11 protein-coding genes and 1 riboswitch are annotated in these 22,666 nt (G+C 66.7%); of the genes, 6 read left to right on the forward strand and 5 right to left on the reverse strand.

Features of this window, described 5'->3' with window-relative positions; genetic code table 11:
• The first annotated feature begins 61 nt into the window (after positions 1-61).
• From glyS to AC1DKR_RS19005, 3 genes are all read left to right on the forward strand, one after another.
• A complete protein-coding gene (glyS, locus tag AC1DKR_RS18995; RefSeq protein WP_428703765.1) occupies positions 62-2,137 on the forward strand; it encodes a glycine--tRNA ligase subunit beta in 2,076 nt (691 codons plus the stop codon).
• Positions 2,138-2,396: 259 nt separating this feature from the next.
• The gene (locus AC1DKR_RS19000) at positions 2,397-4,193 is read left to right on the forward strand and encodes an autotransporter assembly complex protein TamA (protein WP_081794577.1); all 1,797 of its coding nucleotides are present in this window, start codon (positions 2,397-2,399) and stop codon (positions 4,191-4,193) included.
• Complete coding sequence (locus AC1DKR_RS19005) at positions 4,190-8,056, forward strand: translocation/assembly module TamB domain-containing protein (protein ID WP_478034465.1); 3,867 nt, start codon at positions 4,190-4,192, stop codon at positions 8,054-8,056. Before AC1DKR_RS19000 ends, AC1DKR_RS19005 begins: the two co-directional genes overlap by 4 nt.
• A 52-nt stretch (positions 8,057-8,108) precedes the next feature.
• Here the strand turns inward: AC1DKR_RS19005 and AC1DKR_RS19010 are convergent, their stop codons facing one another.
• Positions 8,109-9,536, reverse strand: a complete 1,428-nt coding sequence (locus AC1DKR_RS19010; protein WP_363733702.1) for a heat-shock protein — start codon at positions 9,534-9,536, stop codon at positions 8,109-8,111.
• Entirely contained in the window at positions 9,533-11,230 is a 1,698-nt protein-coding gene (locus AC1DKR_RS19015; protein WP_478034468.1) for an Hsp70 family protein, read from the reverse strand. The genes AC1DKR_RS19010 and AC1DKR_RS19015 overlap by 4 nt, the downstream gene beginning before the upstream one ends.
• 127 nt (positions 11,231-11,357) lie before the next feature.
• Between AC1DKR_RS19015 and AC1DKR_RS19020 the strand changes: the two genes are divergently transcribed.
• Together AC1DKR_RS19020 and AC1DKR_RS19025 are read left to right on the forward strand one after the other, a co-directional pair.
• Positions 11,358-13,505 carry a S46 family peptidase gene (locus AC1DKR_RS19020; RefSeq protein WP_478034470.1) on the forward strand — a complete coding sequence of 716 codons (2,148 nt, stop codon included), beginning with the start codon at positions 11,358-11,360 and terminating at the stop codon, positions 13,503-13,505.
• 238 nt (positions 13,506-13,743) lie between these two features.
• Positions 13,744-17,196: a hybrid sensor histidine kinase/response regulator gene (locus AC1DKR_RS19025; protein ID WP_478034472.1), complete on the forward strand. Its 3,453-nt coding sequence runs from the start codon at positions 13,744-13,746 to the stop codon at positions 17,194-17,196.
• 78 nt (positions 17,197-17,274) lie between these two features.
• On the opposite strand, the gene AC1DKR_RS19030 is transcribed toward AC1DKR_RS19025, so the two are convergent.
• From AC1DKR_RS19030 to acs, 3 genes are all read right to left on the reverse strand, one after another.
• The gene (locus AC1DKR_RS19030; protein WP_230111190.1) at positions 17,275-17,850 is read right to left on the reverse strand and encodes a manganese efflux pump MntP; all 576 of its coding nucleotides are present in this window, start codon (positions 17,848-17,850) and stop codon (positions 17,275-17,277) included.
• Positions 17,851-17,938: 88 nt separating this feature from the next.
• A riboswitch (yybP-ykoY riboswitch) is annotated at positions 17,939-18,028 on the reverse strand.
• A 194-nt stretch (positions 18,029-18,222) separates the two neighbouring features.
• Complete coding sequence (locus AC1DKR_RS19035; protein ID WP_006477308.1) at positions 18,223-18,888, reverse strand: response regulator transcription factor; 666 nt, start codon at positions 18,886-18,888, stop codon at positions 18,223-18,225.
• Between the two features lie 96 nt (positions 18,889-18,984).
• Entirely contained in the window at positions 18,985-20,928 is a 1,944-nt protein-coding gene (gene acs / locus AC1DKR_RS19040) for an acetate--CoA ligase (RefSeq protein WP_312785775.1), read from the reverse strand.
• Positions 20,929-21,173: 245 nt separating this feature from the next.
• Between acs and AC1DKR_RS19045 the strand changes: the two genes are divergently transcribed.
• The gene (locus AC1DKR_RS19045; RefSeq protein WP_025878777.1) at positions 21,174-22,595 is read left to right on the forward strand and encodes a DcaP family trimeric outer membrane transporter; all 1,422 of its coding nucleotides are present in this window, start codon (positions 21,174-21,176) and stop codon (positions 22,593-22,595) included.
• Positions 22,596-22,666: the final 71 nt, after the last annotated feature.

Here is a 22,666-nt window from a genome sequence, read left to right on the forward strand (position 1 = left end):
CCTACTACCCCAGGGGCGCCGGCCGCGTCGCGCGCTGCGCCCCCACCACAGGATCGAACCGATGAGCCACTTGTCTCCCCTGCTGATTGAACTGGGCACCGAAGAGCTGCCGGTCAAGGCACTGCCGGGCCTGGCCCAGGCCTTCTTCGACGGTGTTGTCGACGGCCTGCGCAAGCGCGGCGTGGAACTGGAGCTGGGCGATGCACGCCCGCTGTCGACCCCGCGCCGCCTGGCCGTGCTGCTGCCGGGCGTTGGCCTGGAGCAGCCGGAACAGCACAGCGAAGTGCTGGGCCCGTACCTGAACATCGCGCTGGACGCCGAAGGCCAGCCGACCAAGGCGCTGCAGGGGTTCGCGGCCAAGGCCGGGATCGACTGGACCGCGCTGGAAAAGACCACCGACAACAAGGGTGAGCGCTTCGTGCACCGTGCGGTGACCCCGGGCGCGCGCACCGCTGCGCTGCTGCCGGAGATCCTGCGCGAGGCCATCGCCGGCATGCCCATTCCCAAGCCGATGCGCTGGGGCGACCACAGCTGGGGCTTCGCGCGCCCGGTGCACTGGCTGGTGCTGCTGCACGGCGGTGACGTGGTCGAGGCCGAACTGTTCGGCCTGAAGGCCGACCGGATGAGCCGCGGCCACCGCTTCCTGCACGACAAGACCGTGTGGCTGACCCAGCCGCAGGACTATGTGGAATCGCTGCGCGCCGCCTTCGTGCTGGTTGACCCGGCAGAGCGTCGCCAGCGCATCGTCGCCGAGGTGGAAGCCGCTGCAGCCACCGCCGGTGGCAGCGCACGCATCACCGAGGACAACCTGGAGCAGGTGGTGAACCTGGTCGAGTGGCCGTCGGCGGTGCTGTGCAGCTTCGAGCGCGCGTTCCTGGCGGTGCCGCAGGAAGCGCTGATCGAGACGATGGAGATCAACCAGAAGTTCTTCCCGGTGCTGGATGACGGCGGCAAGCTGACCGAGAAGTTCATCGGCATCGCCAACATCGAGTCCAGGGACGTCGCTGAAGTGGCCAAGGGCTACGAGCGCGTCATCCGTCCGCGCTTCGCCGATGCCAAGTTCTTCTTCGACGAAGACCTGAAGCAGGGCCTGCAGGCAATGGGCGAGGGCCTGAAAACGGTGACCTACCAGGCCAAGCTGGGCAGCGTGGCCGACAAGGTCGCGCGCGTGGTGTCGCTGGCCGAAGTGATTGCGCCGCAGGTCGGCGCCGATCCGCTGCTGGCCAAGCGTGCCGCGCAGCTGGCCAAGAATGACCTGCAGTCGCGCATGGTCAACGAGTTCCCGGAACTGCAGGGCATCGCCGGCCGCCACTACGCGGTGGCCGGTGGCGAGTCGCCGGAGGTGGCGCTGGCCATCGACGAGGCCTACCAGCCGCGCTTCGGTGGTGATGACATCGCGCTGTCGCCGCTGGGCAAGGTGCTGGCGATCGCCGAGCGCGTGGATACCTTGGCCGGCGGTTTCGCTGCGGGCCTGAAGCCGACTGGCAACAAGGACCCGTTCGCCCTGCGCCGCAACGCGCTGGGCCTGGCCCGCACGATCATCGAGAGCGGCTTCGAGCTGGACCTGCGCGCGCTGCTGGCCAGCGCCAACGCCGGGCTGGCCGCGCGCAACGTGCAGGCCGACGTGGCCGAGCTGTACGACTTCATCCTCGACCGCCTGAAGGGCTATTACAGCGACAAGGGCGTGCCGGCCAGCCACTTCAACGCGGTGGCCGAGCTGAAGCCGGCCTCGCTGTACGACTTCGACCGCCGTCTGGACGCGATCGGGATCTTCGCGGCGCTGCCGGAAGCCGAGGCGCTGGCCGCGGCCAACAAGCGCATCCGCAACATCCTGCGTAAGGCCGAAGGCGATATTCCGGGCCAGATCGATGCGGCCCTGCTGCAGGAAGATGCCGAGCGCGCGCTGGCCGAAGCCGTGACTGCCGCCATCGACGATACCGGCGCCAGCCTGCACCAGAAGGACTACGTGGCCGTGCTGGCGCGCCTGGCCCGCCTGCGTCCGCAGGTCGATGCGTTCTTCGACGGGGTGATGGTCAATGCCGAGGATCCGGCACTGCGCGGCAACCGCCTGGCGTTGCTGACGATGCTGGGCGAGCGCTTGGGCAAGGTCGCGGCGATCGAGCACCTGTCGAGCTGAGATGGGGTGCCAGGCAAGCTTGGCACCCACCGGTAGTGCCGGCCGCTGGTCGGCAGCGCCACGATCCCGCAATGAATCAGACCGCATCCACGCATGGCGTGGATCTACTGGGTAGTGCCGGCCGCKGGCCGGCACCGACGCGATGCCGATATTTCCGCATGCGGGCGCGATGATCGCCACAAAGGCGCGTATTTTGACCGCCACTTAACAACCGATCCGGATTGACGTGATGCATTTCGCATCGTCACCTTCGGTCGGTATGCTGTGCCGCATGCAGCCAACGAAATACGCCCTGCCGCTGATGGTCCTCTCGCTTTGCGCCACTTCCGTGGCCCATGCGCGCGGCACCATCGACAAGGTGGACATCAAGGGATTGGACAAGGGCGACGACGCCGCGATCATCGAGAACATCCAGGAATCGCTGTCGTTGTTCGACACGATCGGCAAGGAGCAGGGCGAGTCGCGCCTGGAATACCTGCTGTCACAGGCCGAGCGGCAGACCCGCCAGGCGCTGGAACCGTTCGGGTACTACAACCCGGTGATCAAGGTCGAGGCGCCACGCCAGGACGAGCACGTCACCGTGCTGATCCATGTCGACAAGGGCCAGCCGGTGCTGGTGCGCCGCGAGCACATCGACATCACCGGTCCGGCGATGTACGACCAGTACCTGCAGGACGACCTGGCCGCGTTCAAGCCGCGCAAGGGCCAGCGCTTCGAACACACCCAGTACGAAGCCAGCAAGATCACCGTGACCCGGCGCCTGGCCGAGCGCGGCTACTTCGACGCCGACTACACCCAGCGCCAGGTGCAGATCACCCGCGCGGACAACGCTGCCGACATCGACCTGACCTGGGACAGCGGCCGCCGCTACAACATGGGCCCGGTGACCTTCGAGCAGAACTATTTCGACGACAAGCTGTTCGACCCGCTGGTGTACTGGGACCAGGGCAGCTACTTCCACGAAGGCAAGCTGGACCGCCTGCGCGAGTCGCTGACCAAGCTCGATTACTTCAGCGTGATCGACATCCAGCCGCGTCCGGACCAGGCCGATGAGAACGGCGAGGTGCCGGTTGATGTGAAGCTGACGCGGGCCAAGCGCAGCATCTATTCCTACGGTCTGAGCTACGGCAGCGAAAGTGGCGCCGGTGTGCGCGGTGGCCTTGAACGGCGCTACCTGAACAGCCGCGGCCACAAGATGAACACCCAGCTGGACTATGCGCAGAAGCGCAAGAGCCTGATCACCAGCTACCGCATCCCGGCGTTCAACTGGCTGGATGGCTGGTACACCTTCGCCGCCAGTGCCTATGACGAACAGACCGACTACATCGATCTGCGCAACTTCAAGCTGATCGCCAGCCGCAGCGGCGAGATCAACGAGAACTGGACCGCCATCGCCTCGATCAACGCGCTGCGCGAGCGCTGGCGCTATGCCTCGGGCACCGAGTTCACCGATGCGGTCTACAACACGTCCACGCTGGTCTACCCGCAGATCGTGGCCGACTACGTGAAGGTGGACGACGAGCTGTTCCCGCGCAGCGGCATCAGTGGCACCGCGACGGTGCGTGCCGGCGTCGAAGGCGTCGGTTCGGACACCAGCTTCGTGCAGGCCAATGCCGTGCTGCGCTGGTACATCCCGGTGGGGCCGACCAATCGCCTGATCCTGCGCGGCGAAGGCGGCACCACCTGGACCAGTGACCTGGTGGCGATGCCGCCCAGCCTGCGCTACTTCGCCGGTGGCGACCGCAGCATCCGCGGCTATGCCTACCGTGAGGTCGGCCCGCGTACGCCGAAACCGGACAAGTACGCGCTCGGTGCCAAGCACCTGGTGGTCGGCTCGGCCGAATACGAGCACTACTTCAATGGCGGCCCGTGGGGTGCAGCGGTGTTCGTCGATACCGGCAGTGCCTTCGATACCAACATCGATCTGCATACCGGCGTCGGCTTCGGCGTGCGCTGGAAATCGCCGGTGGGACCGGTGCGGGTGGATATCGCGCATGGCCTGAACAACCCTGATTCGCAGTTCCAGCTGTACCTCAACATCGGAGCGGACCTGTGAGCACGCCCGCACCGACTCCGTCGCCGAACACGCCGCCGCGCCGCGTGCGCTTCTACCGTCGTCGCCGCTTCTGGGCATGGTCCGGCGCGGGCGTGGTCGGCCTGGTGCTGGTCGCCCTGCTGGCCGTTTACTGGCTGCTGCAGACGGTGGCCGGCCGCGATGTGCTGCTGGCGCAGGTGGTGGCGCGCCTGCCGGTGGGTGCCAGCTTCACCTGGGACAAGGTCGATGGCCCGGTGGCCGGACCGCTGACCCTGTACAACGTCGACTTCCGCTACGACGACATCCATTTCCACGCCGAGCGCGCGCACCTGGAGCCGGACCTGCGCCCGCTGCTGGGCCGCAAGCTGCTGCTGGACAAGCTGGAACTGACCAACGCCACGCTCAACCTGGCCAAGAGCGATGAGCCGTTCAAGCTGCCGTCGTGGCCCGATTCGCTGCCGCAGATCGAAATGCCGCTGGCGATCCAGGCCGATGTGATCGCCATCGACAGTTTCCGCATCAGCCAGGCCAACGAGCCGGTGATCGACATCAGCCGCGTGCGCGGTGGCATCGAGATCGCCAATGGCGAGTTCCAGGCGCGCAAGCTGGTGGTGGACAGCGACATGGGCAATTTCACTGCCCAGGGCCGCTACATCCCGGCCAAGGACTACGACACCGACGTCACCGTCACTGCCGTGCTGCCGGCACCGCGCGGGCGTACCGCGGCCACGGTCGGCCTGGTCGCGCGCGGTGATCTGGCGCATATGGAAGTGGCGTTGGCCGGTCGCGCACCGAAGCCGCTGCACGCGATGCTGGTGTTCGATGGCCGCACCGATCCGACCTGGAACGCGACTGTACGCAGCGACGAGCTGGACCTGGCGCTGTTGTCGCCGGCATTGGCCAGCTCGGCCATCGCGCCGCTGGCATTGGACTTCACCGCCTCCGGCAAGGGCGGCAACGCCAACCTGCATGGCCGGGTGAAGCAGGGTGAGCAGGAACTGGAGCTGGCGCCCTCGGTGGTTTCGCTGCAGGACCAGGTGCTGAAGGTCTCGCCGCTGGTGGTCAAGGGCCTGGGCGGCGAAGCACGCCTGGAAGGTACCGCCGATTTCAGCCAGGAAGACCAGCAGAAGCTGAACTTCTCGGTGATCGCGCAGGACCTGACCTGGGTGCCGGCACCGGACCCGAACACCGCCGGCAGTTCGCCGGTGCCGGTGACGCTGAAGGAAGCGCGCTTCGGCCTGGCCGGTACCTTGAAGGCGTGGGCAGCGATCGGCCGCGCAGATGTCGAGCGCGAAAAGCAGAAGGCGCAGCTGCGCTTCGATGTGCGTGGCAACGATCAGGTTGCGGAGATCCGCGAACTGCAGGCGCAGACCCCGGGTGGCCAGCTGCAGGTGGAAGGCAAGGTGGCCTGGGCACCGCAGCTGGACTGGGATGCCAAGGCCGCGCTGAAGGATTTCGACCCGGGCTACTTCGCGCCGGGTTGGGATGGTCGTCTGTCTGGCAATCTCGCGTCCAAGGGACGCCAGCTGCCGCCGCCGGCCAATGCGCCGCCGGGCACTGCGGGCACGCTGGAGGCCACGGTGGACCTGCCGTCGCTGAAGGGCATCCTGCGCCAGCGCAATGTGGATGCCCAAGGCAAGTTCGCCCTGCAGGGTGAACAGGGCCAGGGTGAATTGAAACTGGCCGTCGGCAGCAGCCGGGTGACCGCCTCCGGCAAGGTCGGCGACCGCCTGGACATCGACGCGCGCTTCGAGCCGCTGCAGCTGAGCGATCTGCTGCCCGGCGCCGATGGTGGCCTGCGTGGCCAGGTGCAGGTGAAAGGCCCGCGCGATGCACCGGACATCACTGCAGATCTGGTCGGCAACAATCTCAACTGGGACGGTTACGGCGCTGAAAGCCTGAGCATCAAGGGCCGCCTGCCGTGGCGTGGCGACAGTGGCACGCTGGCGATACAGGGCCAGCAGGTCAATGCCGGCATGCTGCTGGAACGCTTGAACATCGATGCGCAGGGCAGTGTCTCCAACCTGCGCCTGGCCGCACAGACACGCAACGAACTGGGCGCGATCGAGCTGCAGGGCAGCGTTCGCCAGCAAGGCGAACAATGGCGTGGCGAACTGGCCGCGCTGCGCATCGCACCGGTGAAGGGCGATGCGTGGGCACTGCGTGCGCCTGCGGCATTCGCCATCAACGGCAGCAACTACACGCTGGGCGAAACCTGTCTGGGTGCTGCGACCGGTGGCGCCCTGTGCGCGCATGCCAACTGGCCACGCGAAGGCTTGGTGGTGCGCGGCGATGCGTTGCCGCTGGCGCTGGTGCAGCCGTGGTTGCCGCCACAGTCCGGCCGACGCATCTACCTGCGTGGCGAACTCAATCTGGACGCGCAGATCCGTCCGCGTGGCAACGCGTGGGAAGGGCACGTGGAAGTGCGCTCGGCCGAAGGCGGCGTACGCCTGGGCGAGAACCGCAACACCAGCCTGGCCGATGCCAACCGTGGCGAGCTGGTGCGCTATGACCAGTTCTCGCTGAAGCTGGACATGACCCCGGCCAGCATCAAGGGCTATCTGGGCATGGGCTTCCAGGGCAACGGCTTCGTTGATGCGAAGATGCAGACTGGTTGGGAACCGAGTGCGCCGCTCAACGGCGAGCTCTACCTCAACATGTCGCGCCTGTACTGGCTGGAACTGTTCTCGCCGGATGTGGTGCGCCCGACCGGGCTGATTGAAGGCCACGTGAGCCTGCGTGGCACGCGCGGCCAGCCGTCGCTGGGCGGTGATGCGCAGCTGAGCAACTTCAAGGGCGAGTTCCCGGCGCTGGGCCTGACCTTCGACCAGGGCAAGGGCAGCTTCGTCGCCCAGCCCGATGGGTCGGCCAAGATCACCGCACAGGCCAATTCGGGCAAGGGCACGCTGTATGTCGACGGCGGCCTGTCCTGGTTCGGCGATGCACAGCCGCTGCAGCTGAAGATCCACGGCGAGAATGTGCTGCTGTCCAACACCAGCGAGCTGCGCATCATCGCCAATCCCAACCTGGACTTCACCCTGGCCAAGGCCGCGATGGAGCTGCGCGGAACGGTGCACGTGCCCGAGGCCGACATCGATCTGGAGCGCCTGGACCGTGGCACCTCGGTGTCCGAAGACGTGGTGGTGCTGGACCCGGCCGATCCGGAAGAGTCGCGCACCTCGCCGCTGGACATGGAGCTGACCGTCAGCCTGGGTGACAAGGTCAAGATGACCGGCTTCGGCCTGAAGGGCGCGCTGACCGGCAAGATGCAGGTCTGGGCCAAGCCCGGCCGCGAGATGACCGCCAACGGCGGCCTGGAAGTCAGTGGCCGCTACAAGGCCTATGGCCAGGACCTGACCATCACCCGCGGCAACCTCAACTGGAACTACAACGCGGTGTCCGACCCGCGCATCAACATCCGCGCCGAGCGCCGGATCGGTGATGTCACCGCCGGCATCGACGTGACCGGGCGCGCGCAGCAACCGCGCGCCGATGTCTGGTCCGATCCGGCGATGTCGCAGTCCGAAGCACTGGGTTACCTGGTGCTGGGGCGCAGCCTGACCGGTGCCAGCAGCGACCAGACCCAGCAGGTGAACGCCGCATCGGCCGCGCTGTCGGCCGGCAGTGGCCTGCTGGCTTCGCAGCTGGGTGCCAAGCTCGGCCTGGACGATGCCGGCGTCAGCCAGTCGCGCGCGCTGGGCGGCTCGGTGATCGGTGTGGGCAAGTACATCTCGCCCAAGCTGTACGTGGGCTACGGCGTGTCGCTGGTGGGCGCCGGTTCGGTGATCACCCTGAAGTACCTGCTGCGCCGCGGCTTCGACGTGGAAGTGGAATCGAGCACGGTGGAAAACCGTGGCTCGTTGAACTGGCGGCGGGAGAAGTAGAGCCACGCCATGCGTGGCTGCGCGGACGCCGGGGCGAGCCCGGCGCCGCCTGCTAGCGTCGCGCGGTTTCTGCGCGGCTGCGGCGGTCCTGTGCGAACTCCCACAGCCAATATCCCAGTACCAGCACGATGCCTGCTTCGGCCAGGAACAGCGACAGCATCAGGAGCACGGCATAGCGGATCCTGAAATCGATCCGGTAGCCGACCCGTCGCCACCACCGCGCGACGGAGAGCGCCAGCGCCGGGAAGATCATCAAGGTGCCCTCGACGCGTTGACCCAGCCCATGGATCAGCACCAGGCTGGCGATGGCCATCAGCGGCGCAGGCAGTGTCAGCAGAAGGCCGAAGCGCGTGTGGCTGTGATCCAGGGTGAGCTGACGTACGCTCCAGCGAAGCAACGGCCACAGCACTCCGATCAGGGCGAATGCGGTGCATATGCCGATGGCGGCCAGACCATATTCGGACATGTCGCGGTCCAGGCCATCAAGCAGCGCCATGAACGTGAACGGCAACGGCAGCATGGCGGCAAGCGCGCCGATCAGGATCCCGCGCAGCATCCCCAGCAGGCAGCGCCAGCGGTTGATCTGGCTCACGTCCACGAGGCTGCGCCAGAAGGCGACCTGGCGTGGATCCCAGGAGACAGGCAACTGCTCGAAGCCGTTCTGCTCAAGCGCATCCATCATCCTGTTGGCGTCGGTTACATGGTCGGGCAGCACGGCCCGCCACAGCGCCCACCCTGCGTGCCAGGGCTTGGACAGATAGCGCAGGCAGCGTTCAGCGGTGGCCTGTGCCATCTGCAGGCTGCCTTCCCGATGCAGGGCGGCGTTGATCTGCGTCGGATCGCCAGACTGCACTGCCCAGCGACGATGCGTGCGTGTGCGGATCGCCTCCAACCTGTCCGGGTCCACGCCGTCGTGCACGTCATCCCAGCCGAAGCAACGCACCAGCAGCGCCATGTTGGCCGCGCAGACACCGTCCCCGGTGCGCACCAGCTCATCCAGCAGCGCCTGGCCAACGAGCGGCTTGTAGCGCAGCGACCACAGGATGGGCGTGGCCTCGAGCCAGGGACCGAACGCATCGGCCGGCGACAGGCGTGCCTCGCAGAGGATGCGCTGTGCGTTCGCCGGTACGTCCACCCCACCGTCAGGTTCCACCGGCGGCTGCGTGCGCAACAACACCGGCGTCCCCTGCGGGGGACGCGGCGGGGAGTATTCGCCTACCCCCGGCGTCGGCTGCTGCGCGCTGAAAGCCATCGCTTCAAGCGCGCCATCGGCTTCGGCCCATGCGTGATCCAGGCCATCGTCAGCGGTCGATTCGGCCCGCACCCAGTCCAGCGCAGCCTGGTAGGCCTGGTGCAGGTGCTGGAAGGCAACCGGATCATCGTCGGGACGGGTTACCCGCAGGCGCTTTGCGTAGGCGCGCTTGATCGCACGCTCGTCGGCATCCGCGTCCAGTTCCAGAACGTCCAGGCCCCAGCTCATTCGCCGGCCTCCAGTGCATCAAGCGCGTACGCAAGCTCGCGGCGCTGGCGATCGATGAGCGTCGTGTCCTGGCCTTCCAGCGCGTGCCGGAACTGCGCCAGCCACGTCTGCAGGGGCTCGCGCTGGTGGATGAGCTCCTCGTACAGGCGTTCAGCGCGGGCGATGATGGCCAGGTTCTGCTGCGCGTCGCGCGGGTGGATCTTGAGAGCCTGCAGCGCCTGCAGCGCCTGCAGGCGTTGCTGGATTTCTTCCGGCGTCAACAGGCCCGGATTCTGCTCCAGCACCAGTTCGTGCCGCCGGCCTGTAGCGTCCTCGGTCACTTCCACCTGCAGCAGCCCGTTGATGTCGTAGGTGAAGCGGGTCGTGACGCCGCGCTCATGCAGCGGACCACGGTGGGTCAGCGGCACATTCAGTTCACCCAGTTTGATGTTGCGGTCCACCGTCGGGCTCTCGCCCTGGAACACGTCGATGCGGACGGCCTGCTGCTGTTCATGCAGGGGGTAGAAACGGTCCTCGCGGCTGACCGGCACGACGGTGTTGCGCTGGATGATCGGGTGGAAATAGCCGCTGCGTTCGCCACCGGAGGCATCACGGCGGGATACCTGGGTTCCTAGCGTATAGGGGCAGACGTCGGTCAGCACCACCTCGCGCAGCGATTCATCCCGTGCCTTCAGGCCGGCCGCGACCGCCGCGCCCAGCGCAATGGCCTCGTCGGGATGGATATGGCGCAGCGGCAGCCTGCCGAAAATGCGGGTGGCCAGCTTGCTGATCATCGGCATGCGCACCGCGCCGCCGACCAGCACGATGTCATCCAGCGCGTCGGGCTTGAGCCGGGCATCGCGGATGGCACGTTCGATGGGGGTCCGCATGCGCTGCAGCAGGGGTTCGCACAGGGACGCATAGCGTGCTTCATCCAACTGCCAGGTGCGCTCTGCACCGGCCAGGGGCAGATGCAGGCGGGCCTGGCCCTGCACGCTGAGCTCGCGCTTGAACACCTCCAGCCGTCGCAGCAGCTGGGCCTGTTCCGCCGCCGACAGGTCGCTGGCAGCGATGCCCAGTTCAGCGTGGAATGTTTGCACCAGGACCTGCAGGAAGTCCTCTCCGCCAAGATAGTTGTCACCGGCGCTGGCATGGACCTCGACCACGCCGTCGAAGATTTCCAGGACCGACACATCGAAGGTGCCACCGCCCAGGTCCAGCACCAGCACGCGGCTTTCCTCGCTCTGCTGCTGCAGGCCATAGGCGAGCGCGGCCGCGGTGGGCTCGTTGATCAGGCGCTCGACACGGATGCCGGCCAGTTCGCCGGCAACCCGCGTCGCCTTGCGCTGCGCATCGGAAAAATACGCCGGCACGCTGATGACCGCTTCTTCCACCTTGTGCCCCAGCGCTGCCTCGGCGTCGGCCAGCAGCGAGCGCAGGACCAGTGCCGACAACTCCTCGGCACGGAACGTGCGGTTGCCCAGACGGGTTTCGCGGTCGCTGCCCATCCACCGCTTGAAGTGCGCCACGCTCAACTGGGGATGGCTGACCAGACGATCGCGGGCGGGCTGCCCCACCAGCACGGTGTCGTTGTCGAGGCTGACCACGGATGGGGTGAGCAGCTCGCCATGCGCGTTGGGGAACAAGCGCGGCCCGTCCGGGGCGTGGATGCCGATGAGGGAGTGGGTGGTGCCAAGATCGATACCGACGATCATCTGCTGACGTCCGATGTGCAGAAAGGGCGCAATTGTAGGAACGCTGGGCGGGCCTGACTATCGGGCGTTGCCCGACAGCGCCCCAGCAGCTATGGTCCCGGGCTGTTCTGTCGTACCGGATTGCCTCATGTCGCCACGCAAAGCCCTCCCCACCGCCCTGGCCCTGGGCCTGACCCTCGCCGCTGGCGCCCACGCCGATGAAGGCATGTGGATGCCGACCCAGCTGCCGGAGCTGGCCAAGCCGCTGCAGGCGGCTGGCTTCAAGGGCAACCCGGCCGATCTGGCCAACGTGACCGCGCCGCCGCTGAGTGCGGTCGTGCGTGCCGGCGGTGGCACCGGCTCGTTCGTGTCGGCCGATGGCCTGCTGCTGACCAACCACCACGTGGCGATGGGCGTGATCCAGTACAACAGCTCGCCCGAGCACAACTTCATCAACGATGGCTTCATCGCCAAGGGTCGCGCCGACGAGCGTCCGGCCAATCCGGACTTCCGCGTGCTGGTGACCGTCGGCTTCGACAAGGTGACCGACCAGGTGCTGGCACAGGCCAAGGGCAAGACCGGCAGCGCGTACTTCGACGCGGTGGATGCAGCCAGCAAGCAGATCGTGGCCGAGTGCGAGAAGGACGGCAGCGTGCGCTGCTCGGTGGCCAACATGTATTACGGCACCGACTTCTACCGCATCGCCCAGCTTGAGCTGAGCGACGTGCGCCTGGTCTATGCGCCGCCGCGCGCGATCGGTAACTACGGCGATGAGATCGACAACTTCATGTGGCCGCGCCACACCGGCGACTTCACCCTGCTGCGTGCCTACGTGGGCAAGGACGGCAAGCCGGCCGCCTACAGCAAGGACAACGTGCCCTACCAGGCCCCGGCGCACCTCCAGATGTCGGTGGAAGGCCCGAAGGAGGGCGACTACGCGATGCTGGCCGGTTACCCGGGCATCACCTACCGCCATCGCACCGCCGCCGAATTCGCTGGCCAGATCGATACCGTGCTGCCGCGCCGGGTGTCGGTGTTCCAGCAGATGATCGACACCATCGAAGCGGTCAGTGCCAAGGATGCGCAGGCACGTACCCGTTATGCCTCGCAGTTGCAGTCGCTGAAGAACAATCGCAAGCGCGCTGCCGGTGAGCTGGAAGGGCTGCTGCGCAGCGATGCCAAGGCCCAGCGTGCGGCCGACGAGCAGGCGATGCTGGCCGCCACCGACCGCAAGTACCAGGGCGATATCAAGGCGCTGCTGGCCAACCTGTCGCAGGGCGCGGCGGTGGGCGAGCGCGACCTGCTGCTGGAGCAGATGGCCGGCCAGAGCCAACTTCTGCGCTCGGCACTACTGCTGGAACGCCTGCGCATTGAATCGGCCAAGCCGGACGCGCAGCGCGAGACCGGCTACCAGCAGCGCGACCAGGCGATGATCGAAGGCGTGCTGAAGCAGGTGCAGCGCCGCTATGCACCCGAGGTCGAGAAGGCGCTGCTGACCACCCTGTTGACGCGCTACCAGCAGTTGCCGGATGCGCAGCGCGTGGCCGAGTTCGACACGGCGTTCGGCCGTACCCCGGCACAGCTGGCGCAGGCGCTGGACACGCTGTATGCCGGCACCCAGCTGGGTGACGAAGCGCAGCGCCTGTCCCGTTTCGCCGCTGCCCGCGAAGGCAAGGCGCTGGCCGCCGATCCGCTGATCGCCGTGGCCGCCCCGCTGGTGGCCGCGCAGCTGCGCATCGAAAACGAGAGCAAGACCCGCGAAGGCGAACAGCTGCGCCTGCGCCCGGCCTACATGCAGGCCCTGTTCGCCTGGCGTGCCAAGCAGGGCCGTGCGGTGTACCCGGATGCCAACCGCACCCTGCGCATCAGCTACGGCAAGGTGGAAGCGCTGCACCCGCGTGATGGCGTGACCTATTCGCCGGTGACCACCGTGGCCGGCATCGTCGAAAAGAACACCAACGCCTATCCGTTCGATGCACCCAAGCCGCTGCTGGCCGCGATTGCCAAGGGCGACTTCGGCAGCACCGCCGACCCCGCGCTGAAGACCCAGACGGTCAATTTCCTGACCAACCTGGACACCACCGGCGGCAACTCCGGCTCGCCGGTGCTCAACGCCAAGGGCGAACTGATCGGCCTGAACTTCGACAGCAACTGGGAGTCGGTCAGTGCCAGCTGGTGGTTCGACCCGCGCTACAAGCGCGCCGTGCACGTGGACATGCGCTACCTGCGCTGGCTGCTGGCCAAGGTCTACCCGGCACCTGAACTGCTGAAGGAAATGGGCGTTCCGGCGGAATAACGCCGGTTCCCGGTAGGTCCCTACCGTTTCCTGGTGGGTGCCCACCGTCTTCCGGTAGGTGACCACCGTTTCCTGATGGGTGCCCACCTCTCCCTCTGGTGGGTGCCCACCGTTGGTGGGCACGGACGCCTCTGTCACGACCAACGGTCGTGACCCACCTTCGCGATCCGCCGTCGTGACCTACCATCACGATCAACGGTCGTGATCTACTGACCCCTCCTCCGACGGAAACACGCGCTTGGTCTCCAGCTGGATCCTGCTGCTGGTCTCGGTTGCCTACGCTGCGCTGCTGTTCGGCGTGGCGTGGTGGGGCGACCGTCGGCCGATGTACCCGGACCGGCCGTGGCTGCGGCCGGTCGTCTACAGCCTGGCGCTGGCGGTGTACTGCTCGTCGTGGACCTTCTACGGCGCAGTCGGTACCGCCGTGCGCAACGGTGTGGGCTACCTGCCGATCTACATCGGCCCGCTGCTGCTGCTGCTGTTCGGCTGGCGCATCATCGAGCGCCTGGCGCTGATCGCGCGCAGCCAGAACGTGGTCTCCATTGCCGATTTCATTTCCTCGCGCTTCGGCCGCTCGCGGCGGCTGGCGGCGCTGGTGGCGATCATCGCGCTGATCGGCATCATTCCCTACCTCGCCCTGCAGTACAAAGCGGTGGCGATGAGCCTGCAGGTACTGACCGGCAACACCGGGCCGACCGGATTCTTCAGCGATCCGGCCCTGTACGTGGCGTTGCTGATGGCGCTGTTCGCCACCCTGTTCGGTACCCGCCAGGTGGACGCCACCGAACATCACCACGGCATGATGCTGGCCATCGCGCTGGAGTCGGTGATCAAGCTGGTGGCGATGGTGGCGGTGGGCGTGTTCGCCTATGTCTGGCTCAGCGACCGCAACGAAGCGGTGGTGGAGTCGGTGCATACGCTGTTCACCGGGCTTCCGCCGGTGGGGTTCATTTCGCAGACGCTGCTCAGTTTCCTGGCCATCATCTGTCTGCCGCGCCAGTTCCATGTGGCGGTGGTCGAGTGCGGCGACGTACGTGATGTGCGCCGTGCGCGCTGGATGTTCGGCGGTTACCTGGTGCTGATCTCGGCGATGGTGCTGCCGATCGCCACCGCCGGCGTCAGCCTGTTCGGTACCGGAAGCGGCGTGGCCGATGACTCGATGGTGCTGGCGTTGCCGCTGGCCGAGGGTCGCAACGCGCTGGCACTGATCGCCTATATCGGCGGGTTCTCTGCCGCCACCGGCATGGTCATCGTGTCCTCGATCGCGTTGGCGACGATGGTCAGCAACGATCTGGTGATGCCGGTGCTGCTGCGTCGCAGTGGCGACCACCAGGAAGCGGCCGATGTCGCCTCGCGGGTGCTGTGGATCCGCCGGCTGGCGATCCTGCTGCTGGCACTGATGGCCTACAGCTACTACCGCAGCAGCAGCAACGACAGCACGCTGGCCTCGTACGGACTGATGGCGTTCGCCGCGGTGGCGCAGTTCGCGCCGGGCCTGATCGGTGGGCTGTACTGGCGCGGCGCCAGCCGTCGTGGCGTCGAGACCGGCATGCTGCTCGGCTTCGCCACCTGGCTGTACACCCTGCTGCTGCCGGCGATGACCATGGCCGGCTGGATGGATGCAGGCTGGGTGCAGCATGGTCCGTTCGGCATCGATTGGCTGCGGCCACAACAGCTGTTCGGCATGACCGGCTGGGACCCGCTGACCCACGGCACGTTCTGGTCGCTGCTGGTCAACGCGGCGACGATGATGCTGGTGTCCGCGCGTTGGCGCCCCGGCGTGGATGAGCGCCTGCGCGCTGCACCCTTCCTCGATCCCTATGCCGAGCGGCCTTCAGTGGCCGGTGGTTGGCCGGGCCACGTGCACGTGGGCGACCTGCTGGCACTGGCCTCGCGCGTGGTCGGCGAGCGCCATGCGCGGCGCTCGTTCTTCGAACAGGCGCAGTCGCTGGGTCGCGAGCTGCAGTCCTCGGCACCGGCGGACCGGCCGTGGGTGCAGTTCACCGAGCGCCTGCTGGCTGCATCGATCGGTGCGGCGTCCGCGCGCCTGCTGCTGACCAGCCTGCTGCGCGGCTCCGGCATGGACCTGGGCGAAGTGGTGGCGGTGCTGGACGAAGCCGGCCAGGAGCTGCGCTTCAACCGCGAGATCCTGTCGACCACCCTGGAAAACATCAGCGCCGGCGTCAGCGTGGTCGACCCGGACATGCGCCTGACTGCCTGGAACCGGCGCTACCAGGACATGTTCGGCTACCCCGACGGCATGCTCTACGTAGGCCGGCCGGTGGCCGACCTGATCCGCTACAACGCCGAGCGTGGCGAGCTGGGCGAAGGCGATATCGAAATGCAGATCAACCGCCGCATCGGTTACATGCGCGCCGGTTCGCCGCACGTCTTCGAGCGCACCCGCAGCGATGGCAAGGTGATCGAAATGCGCGGCCAGGCACTGCCCGGCGGCGGCTACGTCACCAGCTACAACGACATCACCGACTACAAGCACGCCGAACGCGCGCTGCTGGAAGCCAACGAAACGCTGGAACAGCGCGTGGCCGAGCGCTCGCATGTTGCGGAAGTCGCACAGCAATCGAAGACCCGCTTCCTGGCGGCGATCAGCCATGACGTGCTGCAGCCGTTGAACGCGGCGCGGTTGTTCGCCTCGGCGCTGCGCGACAGCGACCATGTCAGTGACGAGCAGCGGCATCTGGCCGAACGCGTGGATGCCTCGCTGCGCGCCGCAGAAGAGCTGCTTGATGGCCTGCTGGATGTGTCGCGGCTGGATGCCGGTGGCTTGCATCCGGTGATCGGCGAGTTCGATGTGAGCGCGCTGATGCGCGAGCTGGCCGCGCAGTACACGCCGGTCGCGGCCGGACGTGGGCTGCGCCTGGATCTGTTCGCGCGTACCACCTGGGTGCGCAGCGACCGACGCCTGCTGCGCCGTGTGCTGCAGAACTTCCTTGCCAATGCGCTGCGCTATACGCGGCAGGGGCGCATCGTGCTGGCCGTGCGCCAGCGTGGCGACGAAGTGGAGCTGCAGGTGTGGGATACCGGCCCTGGTATTCCCGAGCATCACATGCGGCAGATCTTCGACGAGTTCCACCGCTACCAGCAGCCGTTCGACTGGGGCGAGCAGGGCCTGGGTCTGGGCCTGTCGATCTGCCAGCGCATCTCGCGCCTGCTCGATCATCGCTTGAACGCGCGCAGCCGGGTCGGCAGCGGCTCGATGTTCTCGATCATCCTGCCGCGGGTGGCGCCGCTGCCGGGATATACCGATGCGGTCAGCCTGGCGGCGACGGCACCGCCGGTCCGCAGCGATTCGTTGGCGGGCCTGCGCGTGCTGTGCGTGGACAACGACGAGGAGATCCTCGATGGCATGCGCGCGCTGTTGGGGCGTTGGCAGGTACAGGTGATCACCGCATCGACGGTGGACCTGGCGCTGGAAAAAATCGCCGAGCGTCCGCAGGTGATGCTGGTGGATTACCACCTGCACGACCGCATGGATGGGCTGGATGCGCTGGTGGCATTGCGCGAGGCGGCGGGCTATCCGTTGCCCGGTGCGCTGCTTACCGCAGATGGCCGCGATGAACTGAAGCGGATGGCACGCGAGCGTGGCTATCGCCTGTTGACCAAGCCGATCAAGCCGGCGTCGCTGCGCGCGTTCCTGGGCGCGTTGCGGGATACCCGCAACAACGACTGAATCCACGCAACACGCGGATGACGCGCCGGTAGTGCCGGCCGCTGGCCGGCAACCTCATGATCGCCGACAGCCGACGCCTTACGCGACGCCGTGCAGGTGTTCGTACAGGATCGTCGCACCGATGATCACCAGGATCACGCCACCGATGATTTCGGCGCGCTTGCCGACCATGCTGCCGAGCACGCGGCCCAGCATGATGCCTGCGGTGACCATGGTCAGCGTGCACAGGCCGATGACTGCGGCCATCACGCCGATATGTACGTCCATGAAGGCCAGGCCGATACCCACCGCCATCGCATCGATGCTGGTGGCGAAACCGGTCAGTGCGAGTTTCCAGAAACCATGGTGCTGCGAAGGATCTTCGTCGTCCTCGCCGTTGTCCGGACGCAGGCCGTTGTAGATCATATGGATGCCCAGCGCGCCGAGCAGGCCGAAGGCGATCCAGTGGTCGAACGCTTCCACGTACTGCAGGGCGGCACGGCCGAGCAGCCAACCGATGATGGGCGTGATCGCCTCGATGACGCCGAAGATGATGCCGGCGCGCAGCGCATCACGGAACACCGGCTTGCGCATGGCTGCACCCTTGCCGATCGCCGCGGCGAAGGCATCGGTGGACATGGCAAAGCCGATCAGGAGGATCGAAAGGGGGGACATGGGCGGCTGCTGAGGTCGGGCAAGGACGGACGCACGGCCTGCGCTCGCGCCCAACCTGACGTTGCGCGCGCGGGCCGCTGGTCTCGCCAACCATCATGGTTGTCCACGCCACGGCGCACTGGCCGAGTATGTTGACGTGGACGATTCCTGCGTAGGAATCCGGCTACTCCCCAAGGGGACGCGAAGCTTAGCACCGCGATCCGCGCGTGGCGCATTTCCAGCGAAACGCGCAGGCAGGGCTGGTTTTTATAGCGATGGCTATATCACGTGGAAATGGTGGCGCCAGGCCGAAGCGGCATCCGGTAGTGCCGGCCGCTGGCCGGCAGCTCAAACAGTTTCACGCGGTTGCCGGCCAGCGGCCGGCACGAACCCTCAGTCTTCTTCCGGCGGCAGCACGATGGCGTCGTCGTCGATCGCCAGCTTGCCGGCCATCAGCACCGCCTGGGTGCGGTTGGTCACGCCCAGCTTGCGCAGGATCGCGGTCACGTGCGCCTTGATCGTCGCTTCGGAGACGTTGAGGTCGTAGGCGATCTGCTTGTTCAAGCGGCCGGCGCCGAGCATCTGCAGCACGCGGAACTGCTGCGGGGTCAGCTCGCGCAGACGCTGGCCGACTTCGCGTTCTTCGCTGCCGGTCGGCGGCACGTTGTGTGCTTCCGGCGGCGCCCAGGTCTCGCCATCGAGGATGGTGCCGAGTGCATGGCCGATGGTGTCCGAATCAGCGGATTTCGGAATGAAGCCCAGCGCGCCATGGTCGAGTGCACGGCGCATCACCGTGGCTTCTTCGCGTGCGGACACCACCACCACCGGCAGGTGCGGATGCAGCGAACGCATGTGCACCAGTGCGTTGAAGCCCTGTGCGCCGGGCATGTTGAGATCCATCAGGACCAGGTCGGCGTCGTTGTGCTGGTCGGCCAGCGCATACAGCGCCTCCACGCTGTCGGCCTCGAACAGTTGAACGCCCGGAATGACCCGTTGCACGGCACCCCGCAGGGCTTCGCGGAACAACGGATGGTCATCGGCAATCAGGAGGGTGGTCATGGTCGGGGGGAACCGTAGGGGGGAACTGTTCGGGGCCGAAGCCCCTGGGGTCAGAGCCCTTTCCTTGCGGAAAGGGATCCGACCCCGGGTCGTACGTCAGCGCACCTTGCGCTCGTCCACCAGCGACGCCACGACCGACGGATCGGCCAGGGTCGAGGTGTCGCCGAGCTGGTCCGGTGCGTTCTCGGCGATCTTGCGCAGGATGCGGCGCATGATCTTGCCCGAACGGGTCTTCGGCAGGCCTGGCGCCCACTGCAGGTGGTCGGGCGTGGCGATCGGCCCGATCTCCTTGCGCACCCAGGCAACCAGCTCCTTCTGCAGCTCGTCGCTGGGCGCTTCCTCGGCCACCAGGGTGACGTAGGCATAGATGCCCTGGCCCTTCACATCGTGCGGGAAGCCGACCACGGCGGCTTCGGCCACCTTCGGGTGCGAGACCAGCGCGCTTTCCACTTCGGCGGTGCCGATGCGGTGGCCGGACACGTTGATCACATCGTCCACGCGGCCGGTGATCCAGTAGTAGCCGTCTTCGTCGCGGCGGCAGCCGTCACCGGTGAAGTAGCTGCCCGGGTAGGTGCGGAAGTAGGTGTCGATGAAGCGCTGGTGGTCGCCGTACACCGTGCGCATCTGGCCCGGCCAGGAGTCACGGATGATCAGGTTGCCTTCGGTCGGGCCGTCCTTGATCTCGCCATCGGCATTGACCAGGGCCGGCTGCACGCCGAAGAAGGGCAGGGTGGCCGAACCCGGTTTCAGATCCATCGCACCGGCCAGCGGCGAGATCAGGATGCCGCCGGTCTCGGTCTGCCACCAGGTATCGACGATCGGGCAACGGCTGTCGCCGACCACTTCGTAGTACCAGCGCCAGGCTTCCGGATTGATCGGTTCGCCGACGCTGCCAAGCAGGCGCAGCGAAGCGCGCGAGGTCTTCTTCACCGGCTCCTCGCCTTCGCGCATCAGCGCACGGATGGCGGTGGGGGCGGTGTAGAAGATCGACACCTTGTGCTTGTCGATCACGTTCCAGAAGCGCGAGGTGTCCGGGTAGTTCGGCACGCCCTCGAACATCAGCGAGGTCGCGCCGTTGGCCAGCGGGCCGTACACGATGTAGCTGTGGCCGGTGACCCAGCCGACGTCGGCGGTGCACCAGTAGATGTCGTCCTCGCGCAGGTCGAACACCGCTTCATGGGTGTACGCCGCGTACAGCAGGTAGCCGGCGGTGGTGTGCAGTACGCCCTTCGGCTTGCCGGTGGAACCGGAGGTGTAGAGGATGAACAGCGGATCCTCGGCGTTCATCGGTTCCGGCTCGCAGCTGGCCGGCTGGCTGTCGACCACATCATGGAACCAGCGGTCGCGCGGGGCCTGCATGTCCACCGCACCGCCGGTGTGGCGCACCACCAGCACGGTTTCCACGGTATTGGTGCCGGGCAGCTTCAGCGCCGCATCGACGTTGGCCTTCAGCGGAATCTTCCGGCCACCGCGCAGGCCTTCGTCGGCGGTGATGATCAGCTTGCTCTGGCAGTCGCTGACACGGTCGGCGATCGAATTCGGGGCGAAGCCACCGAACACCACCGAGTGGATCGCACCGATGCGCGCGCAGGCCAGCATGGCCACGGCAGCGTCGACGATCATCGGCAGGTAGATGGTGACCCGGTCGCCCTTCTTGACGCCCAGGTTGCGCAGCGCGTTGCCGAGACGGCAGGTGCGCTCGTACAGCTCGCGATAGGTCACGTGCTGGGCCGGCGCGTCCGGGCTGTCCGGCTCGAACAGCAGGGCCGTCTTGTCGCCGCGCTTTTCCAGCTGGCGGTCCAGGCAGTTCACGCTGGCGTTGAGCTCGCCATCTTCGAACCACTTGATGTGGAAGTCGGACAGGTCGTAGCTGACGTTCTTGATCTTCGTCGGCTTGCGCGACCAGTCCAGCCGCTCGGCAGCCTTGCCCCAGAACGCATCCGGATCGGACACCGAGGCCTGGTACTGCTGTTCATAGATGTTCTTGTCGATACGCGCCTTGGCGGCGAACTGCGGATCGACAGGGTAGAGATCAGCCATGGCACCCTCACTTGCACGTTGACTTTGTGTGTGCAGCCGCAGCATTGCAGCAGCCGTTCCCCCTCAGTTTGCCCCATCCACCCCCGGTCGCGTCACCACTTCGGTTAGACCTTGGTCGAAAGTCGGGGCCCTGCAGGCCCGGGTTCGACCAATGGCCAATAGCCGGTGCGTGCAAACGCCCCGCAGTCTCGGCTCGACCGTGCCCCACGCGCGGCATCACCTTGCCACTTGGGAGAGAGGGCAACATGAGCCACCGTACGTTGAAAGCCGTGCGCACACCTTTGGCGGCCTGCCTGTTGGTCGCCCTGGTCGCACCGGGCATGGCGTTCGCCGAGACCGCCAAAGAGAAGGCACTGGAGTCACGCGTCGCCGAACTGGAGAGGCAGGTGCAGGCGCTGCTGGCCTCGCAGCAGCAGCAACAGACCCAGATCGTGCAGACCCAGCAGGCGGTCACCGACGTCCGCACGCTGCAGGCCGAACAGAAGCCGGCGGTGCCTGCGGGCAAGCAGCCGATCCAGGTCACCACCATCACCCCCGGCGCGGCGCCGGGCACCACGGTCAAGATCGGCGGTTTCATCAAGGCCGATTTCCTGGCCACCCAGACCAGCGATGGCCAGCTGGCCGACGATGCCACCGGCCGCTCGCTGTACCTGCCCGGGCAGACCCCGGTGGAAGGCGCCGGCGGCAGCGGCAAGCGCTCGGACGTGGACTACAACGCCCACGCCAAGTTCTCGCGCTTCAACCTGGGCATCGACAACGTCAGCGAGTCGGGCAACAAGGCCGGCGCGTTCTTCGAGATGGATTTCTTCGGCAACTCGCTGGGCAACCAGACCGCCACCAACACCTATGGCGTGACCCTGCGCCATGCGTACATGTACTGGAACAACTGGATGGCCGGCCAGACCTGGTCGAACTTCATGGATGCGGCATCGCTGCCGGAAGCGGTCGACTTCGTCGGCCCCACCGATGGCGTGATCTTCGTGCGCCAGGCGCAGGTGCGTTACACCCAGGGCGGCTTCAGCGTCGCGCTGGAGAATCCGGAAACGACCACCCTCACCGGTACGCGCAATCCGGTCACCGGCGCCTGGACCAATGCCAGCGCCAATTCCGATCGCGGCAGCCTGCCGGACCTGACCCTGCGTTATGGCTGGAAGGGTGACTGGGGCACGTTCGGTGTTGGCGGTATCGTCCGTCAGCTGAAGGTCGACAACCAGGCCACCGGCGCAAAGGCCGACAAGGTGGCCGGTGGCCTGACCCTGGGCGGCAAGTGGGTGATGGGTGACAGCGATTCGCTGCACTACCAGTTCACCGGTGGCGAGGGCATCGCCCGTTACATCGGCCTGGGCATCACCGCCGATTCGGCCTATGACGTGGCCCGTGACGAGCTCAACCCGACCGGTGTGATCGCCGGCTATGTCGGTTGGCGCCATGCGTTCTCGCCGAAGCTGCGCACCAACCTGATCTACGCGCGCAGCGACTACGACAACGACAGCATCCTCGGCCCATTGGTGACCAAGAGCGTGCAGAGCATCCGCGGCAATATCTTCTATTCGCCGCTGCCCAAGGTCGATGTCGGTGCCGAGCTGATGTACGGCAAGCGCGAGATCGAGAACGGCAACAAGGGCGATATCACCCGTCTGCAGTTCACTACGAAGTACAGCTTCTAAAGGAGTGCCGACCAGGGTCGGCACCTACAGAGATCGAGTGCCGACCAACGGTCGGCACCTACCTAGACTGC

This window comes from Stenotrophomonas sp. 01N47 (assembly GCF_056399165.1).

What these genes read in the sequence shown, in the direction of transcription:
- AC1DKR_RS19000 (WP_081794577.1), top strand. Translation starts at nt 2,397, where the DNA reads ATGCTGTGCCGCATGCAGCCAACGAAATACGCCCTGCCGCTGATGGTC.
- AC1DKR_RS19045 (WP_025878777.1), top strand. Translation starts at nt 21,174, where the DNA reads ATGAGCCACCGTACGTTGAAAGCCGTGCGCACACCTTTGGCGGCCTGC.
- AC1DKR_RS19020 (WP_478034470.1), top strand. Translation starts at nt 11,358, where the DNA reads ATGTCGCCACGCAAAGCCCTCCCCACCGCCCTGGCCCTGGGCCTGACC.
- AC1DKR_RS19035 (WP_006477308.1), bottom strand. Translation starts at nt 18,888, where the DNA reads ATGACCACCCTCCTGATTGCCGATGACCATCCGTTGTTCCGCGAAGCC.
- AC1DKR_RS19010 (WP_363733702.1), bottom strand. Translation starts at nt 9,536, where the DNA reads ATGAGCTGGGGCCTGGACGTTCTGGAACTGGACGCGGATGCCGACGAG.
- glyS (WP_428703765.1), top strand. Translation starts at nt 62, where the DNA reads ATGAGCCACTTGTCTCCCCTGCTGATTGAACTGGGCACCGAAGAGCTG.
- AC1DKR_RS19030 (WP_230111190.1), bottom strand. Translation starts at nt 17,850, where the DNA reads ATGTCCCCCCTTTCGATCCTCCTGATCGGCTTTGCCATGTCCACCGAT.
- AC1DKR_RS19015 (WP_478034468.1), bottom strand. Translation starts at nt 11,230, where the DNA reads ATGATCGTCGGTATCGATCTTGGCACCACCCACTCCCTCATCGGCATC.
- acs (WP_312785775.1), bottom strand. Translation starts at nt 20,928, where the DNA reads ATGGCTGATCTCTACCCTGTCGATCCGCAGTTCGCCGCCAAGGCGCGT.